This is a genomic window from Kitasatospora sp. NPDC023176, assembly GCF_055560495.1.
On the sequence record NZ_JBVHIP010000008.1, the window covers coordinates 239,597 to 251,079 of the forward strand.

Below are 11,483 nucleotides of genomic sequence, written 5' to 3' on the forward strand. Positions count from 1 at the left end.
CCTGATCCTCTCGGGCGCCGCCCGCTCCGTCGTCCACCACGACGCGCGCTGGCCCGGCCGCGCCCTGCGGTCACGGCCCGCCGTCTACCACACCGTCATCCCGATGGAGCTGGTGGCCGGCCGCTGGCAGGACGGCGCGGCCACCTGCTGGGTGGGCCCCGAATGGCACGTGGCGCACTACCCGCTGCCCGACTCCCGGTACCTGAGCCTCTCCGCGACCAGGCACCACCACGTCGGCGCGGACCTCGACGGCGCCCGGGTGGACCTGGAGCACCTCCTCGCGGCCTTCCCGGAGATCGGTTACGCCGCCCGCAACGTGCTGACCATGGGCCGCGACTGGCGGGCCTGGACGGTCCCGGACCGGGCCGCCCCGTCGGGCCGGTCCGCGGCCGGGTCGCCCTGGTGGGCGGGAGCGCCGAACCGGCCGGCCCGCTGGAGGCCTCGGGCCTGCACCACGCCCTGGAGGACGCCGTCGGACTGGGTACGAGCTGGGACGCCTCGGCGGGCGACGCGCCGCGCTGGCTCGCCGACTTCGACGCCCGCCGCGCGGACCGGGCGCCGGACGCCCCGGTGGGCTGCGGCGCGGTGCGGCGGTAGTGGGCCGGCGGCCCGTCCCCGGGCTCGGGGACGGGCCTGGGGAACCGGCCTCGGGGACGGGCCTTGGAAACCGGCCTCGGGGACGGGCCTTCGGCCGTCAGGGGTGCCAGACCGGGGCGGTGGCGAGGGCCTTCAGCCGGTCCACGTCGAGCGCCGGATCGCCGGGCTGGAAGGTGTAGGCGTTCGGGCCGTTCCACTCGTTGATCCGCACCTGGCTGCCGTCCGGGTAGGACACGGAGCCCAGCCAGTGCAGCACCGGATTGGTCGCGCCCTTGCCGTTGCCGAAGCGGTTGGTGACGACCAGCGTGCCGTCCGGCCGCTTCTCCCGGACCTCCAGCGGGGTCGGGAGGTTGCGGTCCATGCCCGCCAGTTCGTCCCGGCCGCGCTGGGACGGCGGGTCGACCGCGACCGTCAGCATGCTGGTGCGGCCCTCGAAGGTGACGGTGAGCGCGGCGTGCCCGGGGTCCTGGCCCTCGACCTTCGCCCCGGCGGGCAGCAGCGGGACGAGCTTGGTGAGCAGCTCCGCGTTCGACGGGCCGGTGGCCGCCGGCTCGGGAGCCGAGGAGCGGCCCGGCTTCGGCGCCCCCTCGACCGGGGCGAGGGCGGCGAAGACCTCGTCCCAGACCGGGGAGGTGACCAGGGCGGTCAGCTGGGTGTCGTCGGAGACCGGCGGGTTCGGCCGGTTGGCGATGGCCGGCTGCCCGTTGTACTCGGTGAACCCGACCCGGCGGCCGTCCGGGGCAGCCCAAGTGACCCGCCATTCGCGGCCGCCCTGGGTGTGGCTGCTCCGCAGCTTGTCGATCACCAGCACGGAGCCGTCCGGTCGGACCGTCCGGTCGCAGGAGTCCTGCGGCGTCTGGAAACCGTCCATGCAGACCGCGGCCGCCTCGGGCGCCAGGTTGGTCCGCTCCGCGGAGAACTCGACGATGCTCGCCCCCGCCCCGTCGTCGAACAACAGGATCGCGCCGGTCCGGTGCTTGTCCACCTTCTGCGGCGGGCCGCTGTTGAGTTCCTTCACCGTGCCCTTCGGCAGCAGGCCGGTGAACAGCGCCACCAACTCCTGCCCGGACATCGTCGGCCGGCTCGGCGCCGCCGGGCCGGCCGGGCCCACCAGGTCGAACGCGCCCGGTCGGGCGGCCGCGAGACCGCCCCCGGCCAGCACCAGCACCACCAGCGCGCTCGCGACGGCGGTGCGCCGACGGCGGCGCCACCGGCGACCGTGCTGCTCGGCCCGGACGGCCAGGGTGTGCTGCACCGGCTCGGGCGCCAGCTCGGCGGCCCCGCGCAGGGCGCGGGCGAAGTCGTCGGCGAACGCGTCCGCGAACTCGTCGTCACTGGGCATGGCGCAGCACCGCCTTCTGCGGGGAGGGGTCGGGTTCGTACGTGCCGGTCGAATCGCCGAGCGCCGCGGCGAGGTCGTCGCCCAGCACGGTGCGCAGCCGGGCGAGGGCCCGGCGGCAGCGGGTGCGGACGGCGGTGCCGCTCAGCCGCAGGGCGGCGGCCGTCTCCTCGACACTGCGGTCCTCCCAGAACCGCAGCACCAGCACGGCGCGGTCGGGCGCGGGGAGTTCGGCGAGGGCGCGCAGCAGGGTCAGCCGCAGAGCCGGGTCCGGGTCGTGCACGCCGACCTCGGGGAACTCGTCGGTGACGCGCTCGGAGGCGCTGCGCTTGCGCCGGTACGACAGGAAGGTGTTGACCAGCACGGTCTGGGCGTAGCCGCTGGGGTTCTCCAGCCGGGATACCTTCCGCCACTTGACGTAGATCCGGCCCAGCGCCTCCTGCACGAGGTCCTCGGCGAGGTGGGCGTCACCACCGGTGAGCAGGAACGCCGTCCGCAGCAGATGCCTGGCGCGGGAGGCGACGAAGGCCGGGAACTCCGGCCAGGGCGGCTCGCCCTGGGCGCCCGCACTCGATTCTTGATCCATGCCTAGGTAACGCGGTGGGCCCGGGTTCATGTGACAGTCCGATCGGTGGGGGGAGTACGGCCATCTTCCACTCCAGGCGTGAGAGTTGACTCTCACATAGTATGAGAGGACACTCTCACGCTATGGAGCACGGGAATCGCCTCGGCGACATCGAGATCACCGACCCCAAGGCCATGCGAGCGCTGGCACACCCGGTGCGGCTGGCGATTCTGGAGCGGTTGCAACGGCACGGACCGGCGACGGCCACCCAGCTGTCGCCGGACGTCGGTGCCACCCCGTCCGTGACCAGCTGGCACCTGCGCCACCTGGCCGGCTTCGGGCTGGTCCGCGACGCCGAGGCCGCGGCGGACCGTCGGGAGCGGCGCTGGGAGGCCGTGGCCAAGGGCTTCCGGTTCGGGGCAGGGGAGGGCGAGGCGGGCCGGTCCGCCTCGCGGGTGCTGACCCGGGAGATGTTCGCCCGCTCCGCCGACCTGCCGTACCGGTGGATGGCCGAGACCGAGCCCGAGCTGGACGAGGTCTGGCGCGGGGCCGCCGGGCTGGCCGACACCTGGATGGTGGTCTCCCCCGAGGAACTCGCGGCGATCGAGGACGGGATCCAGAGCATCCTGGAGCCCTATGTGACGCGCGACCGGGCCGAGCGCCCGAGCGACAGCCGTGGCGTGCGGGTGCTGCGCTACGTCCTGCCGGAGGCCCCCGAGCGGCGGGCGGGTGACCCGGAGTGAACTCGGTGAACTCCCCCCAGGACGCGATGCCTTCGACCTCCCTGTGGCGAGATCGGCGCTTCGTCCGGTTCTGGGCCGGGCAGTCGGTGTCGCAGGTCGGCGACCGGATATCCGAGCTGGCGTTACCCCTGATCGCCGTGGCGGCGCTGCACGCCTCGGCCGGCCAGGTGGCCTGGCTGACCGCGCTCGCCTGGGCCCCGAACCTGCTCGCCGTCGTCCTGGGCGCCTGGGTCGACCAACGCACCCACAAGCGCCGACTGATGATCCTCGCCGATCTGCTGCGTGCGGGCGTGCTGCTCACCCTGCCCGCCGTCTACCTGCTGGGCACGGTGACGCTTCCCCAGCTGTACGCCGTGGCGCTGCTGACCGGCACCGCGGCGGTGCTGTTCAACACCGCCTATCCGCCGTTCTTCGCCCACCTCGTGCCGCGCTCGTCCTACGTCGACGCGAACAGCAAGCTCGGCGCCAGCCGGTCCGCCTCCTTCGTCCTCGGGCCGGCCGTGGGCGGCGCCCTCGTCCAGGCCCTGACCGCGCCCGTCGCCGTGCTCGCCGACGCACTGTCCTTCCTGGTCTCGGCCGCTCTGCTGGGGCCGATCCGGGTCGACGAACCGCCCGGCGGGCCGGCTGGGCCCCCGCTGTGGCAGCGGGCCCGGGAGGGGCTGGTCTTCGTGGTCCGTCACCGCGTGCTGCGGGCGACCCTCGGCTGCGCGGCGACCGTCAACTTCTTCACCTTCGTCTCGGGCACCGGCCTGCTCGTCCTGTTCGCGGACCAGGAGTTGGGCCTCTCCGCAGGAACGATCGGGCTGGCCTTCGGCATCGGATCGACCGGAGCCCTGGCGGGTGCGGTGATCGCCCCGAGGGTCTCGCGACGGATCGGCGTGGGGCGCAGCATCGTGGTGGGTGCCGTGCTCTTCCCGGCCCCCATCGCCGTGGCGGCCATGGCGGGCGGTCCGGTCTGGGCCCGGGCGGGCGCCCTGGGGCTTTCCGAGTTCCTGTCCGGAATCGGGGTGATGCTCTTCGACGTCAACCTCAACTCCCTGCAGGCCGAGGTGATCCCGGACGGGTTGCGCAGCCGGGTGGCCGGTGCCTACAGCACCGTGAACTACGGCGTGCGTCCGATCGGTGCCGTCGTCGGCGGTGTGCTCGCCACCGACTTCGGGCTCAGGGCCACGCTGATCACGGCCGCAGTCGGGGGTGCGTTGTCGCTGTTCTGGCTGCTGTCCTCGCCGGTGCCGCGGATCCGCTCCCTGGGTGCGGGTGATCAGTCGTTCGCCGTCGGTGGGAAGTCCGGCGGGGAAAAGGGTTCGTCCCGGAACGGGATCGACGGGCGGGGGGTGGATGAAATGGCCTGAGCGTCAGTCAATTGACGTTTTCGGCCACGTGTATTCAGGTAATGCCGTAAACGGTGATGAGCGTCTGACAATACGTTAATCTCCTGCTGGCGTGATGACATGCCGATCTTGAATTGGGGGGAATCACATGGCCATCGGACGACGGCAACTCCTCACCTCCGTCGCACTCACCGCCCTCGCCGCGCCCGTCCTGGCCAAGGGGGCCGCGACCCGCGCGGTAGCCGCCACGGGTGCGGCCCCGGGGGCGGCCCTGGCGGCCGACTCCGGGCCGCTGTTCATGCAGGTCGTCGCGCACGAGGACGACGACATCCTGTTCATGAATCCGGACCTGTCCAACGCGCTCGCCGACGGCACGCCGTCCGTCACGGTGTTCGTCACCGCCGGGAACGCGACCGGCGACCCGTGCGCAACGGTCTGCTGGGACGCCGCCGGTGAGCCGCTGCGCACCTGGAACCGGCAGATGGGCGCGGTCAACGCGTACTCCCGGATGACGGGCGTCGGCGATACCGACCCAGCCACCGACGAGGTCGGACACTGGACGGCCGAGGCCTGGACGGTCGCCGGCAAGCAGGTGGAGCGGTACGTCCTCAAGGGCCGGCCGGTGCACCTGATCTTCCTCAACCTGCACGACGCCGGGCTCGGGGGCGTGCTGGCCGGCGGCAGCGACACTACCGTCGTCCCGGTCGGCAGCCCGCTGCCCGGGCCTTCGACCTACACGGCGGCGGATGTCGTCGAGGTGCTGCGGCAGTTGATGGTGACGTACCGGCCGACGGTGCTCCGCGCCCAGGACGAACTCCCGGACAGCCGCTACTCGGGCGACCACTCGGACCACGTCGCCGCCGCCACGTTCGCCGGCCGGGCCGCCCTGTTGTACGGCGGCCCGCTGATCCAGGTGAACTACCGGGACTACAACATCGGCGACTCCCCGGTGAACCTCGACCCGGCGACGGCCGGCGCCAAGGGCGTGGTCGTCTCCGAGTACGCCGGCCACGACCACTCGGGGAACTACTCCGAGGCCTGGTTCTCCCGGATGTACTACCGCTGGTCGCGCGGCACCTCCTGGGCCGGGCTGAACCAGGACGGCCGGCCGCAGGTCTTCGTCGTCCGGGCCGGCGCCCCGTACACCTACTGGCGCAACTCGGACGGCAGTTGGGGCGGCCCGGTGCGGATGGCCGACCCGGGCGGGCGGCTGGCACCGGGCATCGCCGTCGGCACCAACGCGGACGGCCGGCTGGAGGTCTTCGCCCGCCGCCTGACCGACCACCACATCATCTCGCTGCCGCAGGGCGTCCCCAACGGCTGGTGGTGGAACGGCTGGGCCGACCACGGCAACCCCAACACCGGGCTCGGCAACGAGGACCAGGTCGGCGTGCCCGTGGTCGCGAGCGCCCAGGACGGGCACCTGGAGCTGTTCGTCAAGAACGGCGGCGGCGGCCTCAGCAGCATCCGGCAGACCACCCCGGGCGGGGTGTGGACCACCACCTGGGCGGACCTCGGCGGCACCGACCTCCAGGACCCGGTCACCGCGATCCGCAACGGCGTCGGCGCGATCGAGGTCTTCGCCGGCACCCGCACCGGGGTCCTCGGCTGGTGGCAGAGCGCCCCGAACGGCAGCTTCGGCGGCCCCGGTCCGATCCCCGGCGCCCGCCCGGCCAGCCCGCCCAAGGCCGCGCTGGACCAGGACGGCCGGATCGAACTCGCCTACCGCGAGGCCGGCAGCGGCGCGATGCTGGTCAGCTACCAGACCAGCCCCGGCGGTTCGTGGAGCCAGTCCCCGGCCCCGCTCGGCGGGCACGGCGGAGTGGGCGAGCCGGCCGCGGCGACCCTCGGCGGGCGGGTCGTCCTGTTCGAGCGCAACCGCGGCGGCGGCGTGAGCAGCACCGCCCAGAATGCCCCCAACTCCGGCTACGGCGCCTGGCAGGACCTCGGCGGCACCGTGCTGGACTACCCGACCGCGATCGTCGACGGCGGCGGCGTCCTCCACGTCTTCGCCATCGGCGCGGACGGCCGTGTCCGCTACCGCGCGGGCACCTCGGCCACCACCTTCGGCGACTGGCAGGACCTGCCGCTCTGATCGCCCCTCCGGCTCCCGCCCCCCGTGCCCGGTCGCGGGAGCGGGAGCCGGGTCCACGGTCAACGAACCGCGGCTGCGCGGCGGAGGATCGGTCGGGGCATCCGGCCCGGTCAGGAACCGGGCCGGCCGGACAGCGGCGCCACCGCCGTGCCGAGGGCGAGCCACCCGACGGCCAGCAGCCAGCCGCCGAGGACGTCCAGCGGCCAGTGCACCCCGAGGTAGATCCGGCTGAGACCGACCGCGACCGCGAACACGACGGCGCCCACGACGGCAGCCCGGGCGGCCCCCGGACGGGCGCGGGCGATGGCCAGGGCGAGCAGACCGGCGCACACCGCCGAGGTGAACGAGTGCCCGGACGGGAACGAGAAGCCGGACGCGTCGGTCGCCCAGTTCATCCGCGGCGGCCGGGGCCGCGCGAACACCTGCATCAGCCCCAGCCGCACCAGTTGGCCGGCGATCAGCCACAGCACCGGCGCGAAGAACAGCAGCACGGCCCGGCGGGACGGCCGCGGCACGGGCAGGGCCCGGACGGCGACGGCCCCGGCGGCCAGCGCGAGCAGGTAGGGCACCACGGCGTTGCCGAGCGAGGTGACCACCACGGCCACCGCCCGGGCGGCGGGGGGCCGGTGGGCCGCGCTCCAGTCGTTGGCGTCCCGCTCGAAGCCGTACGGCGCCCAGCCGTGGTGGGCGAGCAGCGCCGCCAGGGCCGCGAACAGCAGCAGCGCGACGGCGGCCACCGCCGGCCACCGGCGCCGATGGGCCGTCGGGTGGGCGAACTGCGGGCTCGGGTGGTTCATCGGGTCGGGCGCCCTTCCTCGGAAGCGGGGTGTGGCCCCCATGCTCGGGTCTCGCGGCGCCCGACGGTACTCAGCCGCGCCACGTCACGGTCGACCGGCCGTCGGCCGGAACATGCCGATCGAGTCATGGTGGGCGACGTCCGTGAAGCCGAACCGCTCGTACAGCAGGCGCGCGGGCCCGTCCGCGATCAGCGAGACGTACGCGGTCGCGGGTGCCCGGCGGTCCAACTCCTCGGTGAGCGCTGCCATGATGCGCTTGCCGAGTCCGCGCCCCTGGTGCGCCGGGTGCACGCAGATGTCGACGATCTGGAACGCCGTGCCGCCGTCGCCGATGATCCGGCCCATGCCGATCGGCTCGCCCTCGTGGTGCAGGACCACCCCGTACCAGCTGTTGGGCAGGCCGATCGCGACGGCCTCCGGCGCCCGGTCGGAGAGGCCCGCATCGGTGCGCAGACGGCGGAAGACCTCGACGGTGGGGAGGCCCGGGCGAAGCTCGTAAGGGTCACTGGTGCTCTGCATGCATTACATCCTACTGGGTGGGCGCAACGGAACCGGCCCGGCGAGGCGGACGTCCAAGGCCGGACCACACGAGACCGGAGGCACCCGCCCGTGAACCGACGCACCGCCCTCCCGGCAGCCGCCCTGCTGCTCGCCCTCACCACCGGCGCCTGCGCCTCCGGCGGAAGCACCCCGGCGGCGCCTACCACCCCCAGCACGGCCCCGACCCAGGCGCCTACCACCCCCGGCACGGCCCCGACCCAGGCGCCCACGGCCACCGCCACGGCCCCGAGCCTCCCGGCCACCCCGAGCCCCCTGAGGACCCTGAGGACCCCGACCACCCCCACCGCCTCCACCCTCCCGCCGAACGACGGTGACAACCCGGTCGACCTCCAGCACCACCGTTGACCGGCCCGGCCGGGTGGGGGTGACACGGCCACCTTCCTTCCGCCGCCTGCCCCTACGGTGGTGGCCATGCACACGAACCGGCTGAGCGAGTTCCTGCGGGCCCGGCGCGCACTGGTGCGCCCCGAGGACCACGGGATGCCCGGTGACCGCCCGAGGATGACACCGGAGCGGCGGCGGAGGAGAAGCCCCGCGCGGCGAAGAAGGCCGCCGAGGCGAACCTTCCGGAAGGCCTGAGAGGACGTTCCACGGGCCCGGTGCGCGGAGGTGCGGACCGGGCCCGCCGTGCTGGTTCGCGCGGGTCGGGAGTTGCGCGGCGGTGCCTTTCCGACCGGGGCCGTCGACTGTTCGTCCCGGGGCCCTGGTAACGCGCGTGAACCCGGGTCCCGGTAACGCGCGTAAAACGGAGGGAACCCGTCGTGTTCGATTCACGTCATGGACCTCGGAGAACACGCAGGTGCAATCGGGGGAGTGACGGTAGATGGACGTCAAGAAGCGCATGGGGAAGCTGGGCGGCCGTTCGCGGGTGGCGGTGGCCGCCGGGGTCGTCGTGGTGGCGGTGACCGCCTGGGCGGTTCCGCCGGTCACCGGGTCGTTTCCCGCGTCCCAGCAGAGCGCCGCGCACGAGCAGGAGCCGGCCACCGACAACCACGACGGCTCCCAGGGCTCCGGTGGCGGCGCCGCACAGCAGGGGGGTGTGCCGGAGGGCATCGCCCACGCCTCCGAGGCCGGTGGCAACGCCGTGAACATCACCATCGACGACGGCCCCGACCCGGTCTGGACGCCGAAGGTCCTGGACGTGCTGAAGCGGTACGGGGTGAAGGCGACGTTCTGCATGATCGGGCCGCAGGCCAAGGCCCACCCCGAGCTGGTGAAGGAGGTGCTGGCGGCCGGTCACCGGCTCTGCGACCACAGCGTGCACCATGACACCACGATGGACAAGAAGCCCGTCGCCTACCAGGAGAAGGAGATCCTGGACGCCAAGAAGATGATCGAGGAGGCGGCGGGCAGTCCCGGCGTCGTGCAGTACTACCGGGCGCCCGGCGGCTCGTTCACCCCGGACAGCCGGCGGATCGCCGCCGCGAACGGGATGCGTCCGCTCGGCTGGAACGTCGACTCGAAGGACTTCGAGAAGCCCGGCACGGCCGCCATCGTCGAGACGGTCAAGAAGGAGATCCCGAACGGTCCGACCGTCCTGTTCCACGACGGCGGCGGCGACCGCCAGCAGACCGTCGACGCCCTCGGTCAGGTGCTCGGCTGGCTGAAGGCCCAGGGCCGTCCCACCGGCTTCCCGGTCCGCACCACCTCCTGACCCTCGCCCCCGAGCGGACCCTGAACCGGCGGGGGGGGGAGGCGCCGGGCGCCGCTCGGGGAGGCGGTCGTACCATGTCCGACCTGTGGGTTCCCCGAGGCGAGGAGAGGTCGGGCGGGTGGGCAGGGTCGAGTGGGCGGGCGGTCTGGGGCGGCTGGTGGGGGCGGCGGCCGAGCTGGGTGAGGCCGGGCGGCAGGCGGTGCTGCGGGGCGGGCGGTCCGCGGCGGGTGGGCGGTGGGCGCTGGCGGCGCTGGGCTCGGTCGCGCCGCCGGCGGTTCCGGTCGCCGAGCCGTGGAAGCTGTCGCTGGGCACGCTGATCGGCCGTCACCCCCGGACACCGGCCGTGGCGCACAAGCTGCTCGGGCTGCTCGACGGCTACGGCGCGGTGCACCTCGGGCCGGCGCGGGCCGGGTTCGACGGTGAGGAGGTCGAGTGGGACAAGGTCGTCGAGATCCGCACCCGCAACGCCTTCGAGGTGCTGACGACCAGTGCCCTGGAGCAGGACGTGGACCGGATCCGCGAGTTCCTCCCGCCCGTGCCCGGCCGCAAGTGGGCCGTCACCAAGGCGGGGGAGGCGCTGGCCACCGTCGTCCTCGCGGCGCTCGAACGCGGTTCGGTCGACCAGCGGTTGGACGAGCTGACCGTACCGGCCCAGATCGTCCACCGCGGTCTGCTCGGCCGGCCGCGCACCCTGGACGCGGGCTGCTTCGCCGCCGCCACGCTGGTCATCGTCGGCCAGGCCGGCGAGAGCCTGATCGCGACCGCCCGACGCCGTGGCATCCCGGTGCGGCCCGCCGAGACGGTGGCGGAGCCCGACCGGGCGGAGCACGTCGTGGCGCTGCGCGAGCGCACCGACGCCGTCGCCCGGCTGCTGAGCCGGATCGAGCAGGCCGACCCGGCGGTGGACGAGGCGGCAGCGGCCGTGGAGCCGGCGGTGTCGGTCGACCAGGCCCCGTTCGACAAGGCCCCGTTCGGCACGACCTCGCTCGACAAGGCCCCGCTCGGCACGACCCCGCCCGACAAGGCCTGGCCCGACAAGGCCTCGCCCGACCGGACCGAGACCGACGACGGTCCGGAGCCCCGTCCGGCGGGGTGAGCAGACGGTTCGTCGACGATGGGGGAGGAGCCTGAAGGGGCCGAGAATGACCGAAGAGATGGGAACCGCCGTGTTCCGCGGCGAGGAGGTGCCCGCGCGGGAGCGGTTCGACTGCTGGCGGGAGCTGCTGGAGCGGACCAGGGCGTGTGACGCGACCAGCGCCCACGCCGATGACTTCCGCGCGGAGCTGAGGCGGTCCGAGCTGGGGCGGGTGGTCCTGCTCGGGACGTCGTTCCCGCCGGTGCGGTTCCGGCGGACGGAGCGCATGGTGCGGCGATCGGACGAGGGCGTCTACCACCTGTCCTTCCTACAGCAGGGCAGCATGGCGCTGACCCGGGGGGAAGGCCGGACGGAGACGCTCCGACCGGGGGACCTGCACCTGGTCGACAGCTCGCACCCGTACGACCTGCGGGCCTTCGGCAGCCCGGCCGCTTCGGGGACGGAACCCCGGACCTCCGGTGTGGGCATCGACTTCCCGGTGTCGCTGCTGCCGCTGCCGCCGCACCGGCTGCGGAACCTGCTGGGCCGGGCGTTCTCCGCCCAGGAGGGTTCGGCGGCGCTGTTGGCGCAGTTCCTGGTCGGGCTGGACCGGCAGGCCGCCGCCCTGGGGCCGGCCGCGGCGGACCGGCTGGGCGCGGTCGCGGTCGACCTGGTGGCCGCCTGGGTGGCCGGGGAGCTGGACGCCGAGACCGAGCTGCCGGACGA

General features: G+C 74.0%; 12 protein-coding genes. 8 read left to right on the forward strand and 4 right to left on the reverse strand.

The window, feature by feature from the left end:
- Window positions 1–402: 402 nt before the first annotated feature.
- A complete protein-coding gene (locus ACZ3YL_RS14995) occupies window positions 403–597 on the forward strand; it encodes a hypothetical protein (protein WP_465657576.1) in 195 nt (64 codons plus the stop codon).
- Between the two features lie 97 nt (window positions 598–694).
- Here the strand turns inward: ACZ3YL_RS14995 and ACZ3YL_RS15000 are convergent, their stop codons facing one another.
- The gene (locus tag ACZ3YL_RS15000) at window positions 695–1,939 is read right to left on the reverse strand and encodes a hypothetical protein (protein WP_465657578.1); all 1,245 of its coding nucleotides are present in this window, start codon (window positions 1,937–1,939) and stop codon (window positions 695–697) included.
- A complete protein-coding gene (locus ACZ3YL_RS15005) occupies window positions 1,929–2,522 on the reverse strand; it encodes a SigE family RNA polymerase sigma factor (protein WP_188303592.1) in 594 nt (197 codons plus the stop codon). Before ACZ3YL_RS15005 ends, ACZ3YL_RS15000 begins: the two co-directional genes overlap by 11 nt.
- Before the next feature lie 122 nt (window positions 2,523–2,644).
- Here ACZ3YL_RS15005 and ACZ3YL_RS15010 point away from each other — a divergent pair, with 122 nt between their 5' ends.
- The 3 genes from ACZ3YL_RS15010 (at window position 2,645) to ACZ3YL_RS15020 (ending at window position 6,670) form a co-directional block, all read left to right on the forward strand.
- Window positions 2,645–3,244, forward strand: a complete 600-nt coding sequence (locus ACZ3YL_RS15010; protein WP_188303591.1) for an ArsR/SmtB family transcription factor — start codon at window positions 2,645–2,647, stop codon at window positions 3,242–3,244.
- A 26-nt stretch (window positions 3,245–3,270) separates the two neighbouring features.
- Window positions 3,271–4,596, forward strand: a complete 1,326-nt coding sequence (locus ACZ3YL_RS15015; protein ID WP_465657581.1) for an MFS transporter — start codon at window positions 3,271–3,273, stop codon at window positions 4,594–4,596.
- 127 nt (window positions 4,597–4,723) lie between these two features.
- Entirely contained in the window at window positions 4,724–6,670 is a 1,947-nt protein-coding gene (locus ACZ3YL_RS15020; protein WP_465657583.1) for a DUF8189 domain-containing protein, read from the forward strand.
- 110 nt (window positions 6,671–6,780) lie between these two features.
- On the opposite strand, the gene ACZ3YL_RS15025 is transcribed toward ACZ3YL_RS15020, so the two are convergent.
- Together ACZ3YL_RS15025 and ACZ3YL_RS15030 are read right to left on the reverse strand one after the other, a co-directional pair.
- A complete protein-coding gene (locus ACZ3YL_RS15025) occupies window positions 6,781–7,467 on the reverse strand; it encodes a phosphatase PAP2 family protein (protein WP_188303589.1) in 687 nt (228 codons plus the stop codon).
- An 84-nt stretch (window positions 7,468–7,551) separates the two neighbouring features.
- Window positions 7,552–7,986 carry a GNAT family N-acetyltransferase gene (locus ACZ3YL_RS15030; RefSeq protein ID WP_188303588.1) on the reverse strand — a complete coding sequence of 145 codons (435 nt, stop codon included), beginning with the start codon at window positions 7,984–7,986 and terminating at the stop codon, window positions 7,552–7,554.
- Window positions 7,987–8,076: 90 nt separating this feature from the next.
- Here ACZ3YL_RS15030 and ACZ3YL_RS15035 point away from each other — a divergent pair, with 90 nt between their 5' ends.
- From ACZ3YL_RS15035 to ACZ3YL_RS15050, 4 genes are all read left to right on the forward strand, one after another.
- A complete protein-coding gene (locus tag ACZ3YL_RS15035; RefSeq protein WP_465657586.1) occupies window positions 8,077–8,373 on the forward strand; it encodes a hypothetical protein in 297 nt (98 codons plus the stop codon).
- Between the two features lie 478 nt (window positions 8,374–8,851).
- A complete protein-coding gene (locus ACZ3YL_RS15040; RefSeq protein ID WP_223241936.1) occupies window positions 8,852–9,682 on the forward strand; it encodes a polysaccharide deacetylase family protein in 831 nt (276 codons plus the stop codon).
- A 118-nt stretch (window positions 9,683–9,800) separates the two neighbouring features.
- Window positions 9,801–10,778, forward strand: coding sequence for a hypothetical protein (locus ACZ3YL_RS15045; RefSeq protein ID WP_465657588.1), 978 nt, complete (start codon window positions 9,801–9,803; stop codon window positions 10,776–10,778).
- A gap of 46 nt (window positions 10,779–10,824) precedes the next feature.
- A partial coding sequence (locus ACZ3YL_RS15050) for an AraC-like ligand-binding domain-containing protein (RefSeq protein WP_465657590.1) occupies window positions 10,825–11,483 on the forward strand: 659 nt, incomplete at its 3' end.

What these genes read in the sequence shown, in the direction of transcription:
- ACZ3YL_RS15000 (WP_465657578.1), bottom strand. Translation starts at nt 1,939, where the DNA reads ATGCCCAGTGACGACGAGTTCGCGGACGCGTTCGCCGACGACTTCGCC.
- ACZ3YL_RS15005 (WP_188303592.1), bottom strand. Translation starts at nt 2,522, where the DNA reads ATGGATCAAGAATCGAGTGCGGGCGCCCAGGGCGAGCCGCCCTGGCCG.
- ACZ3YL_RS15010 (WP_188303591.1), top strand. Translation starts at nt 2,645, where the DNA reads ATGGAGCACGGGAATCGCCTCGGCGACATCGAGATCACCGACCCCAAG.
- ACZ3YL_RS15015 (WP_465657581.1), top strand. Translation starts at nt 3,271, where the DNA reads ATGCCTTCGACCTCCCTGTGGCGAGATCGGCGCTTCGTCCGGTTCTGG.
- ACZ3YL_RS15020 (WP_465657583.1), top strand. Translation starts at nt 4,724, where the DNA reads ATGGCCATCGGACGACGGCAACTCCTCACCTCCGTCGCACTCACCGCC.
- ACZ3YL_RS15025 (WP_188303589.1), bottom strand. Translation starts at nt 7,467, where the DNA reads ATGAACCACCCGAGCCCGCAGTTCGCCCACCCGACGGCCCATCGGCGC.
- ACZ3YL_RS15030 (WP_188303588.1), bottom strand. Translation starts at nt 7,986, where the DNA reads ATGCAGAGCACCAGTGACCCTTACGAGCTTCGCCCGGGCCTCCCCACC.
- ACZ3YL_RS15040 (WP_223241936.1), top strand. Translation starts at nt 8,852, where the DNA reads ATGGACGTCAAGAAGCGCATGGGGAAGCTGGGCGGCCGTTCGCGGGTG.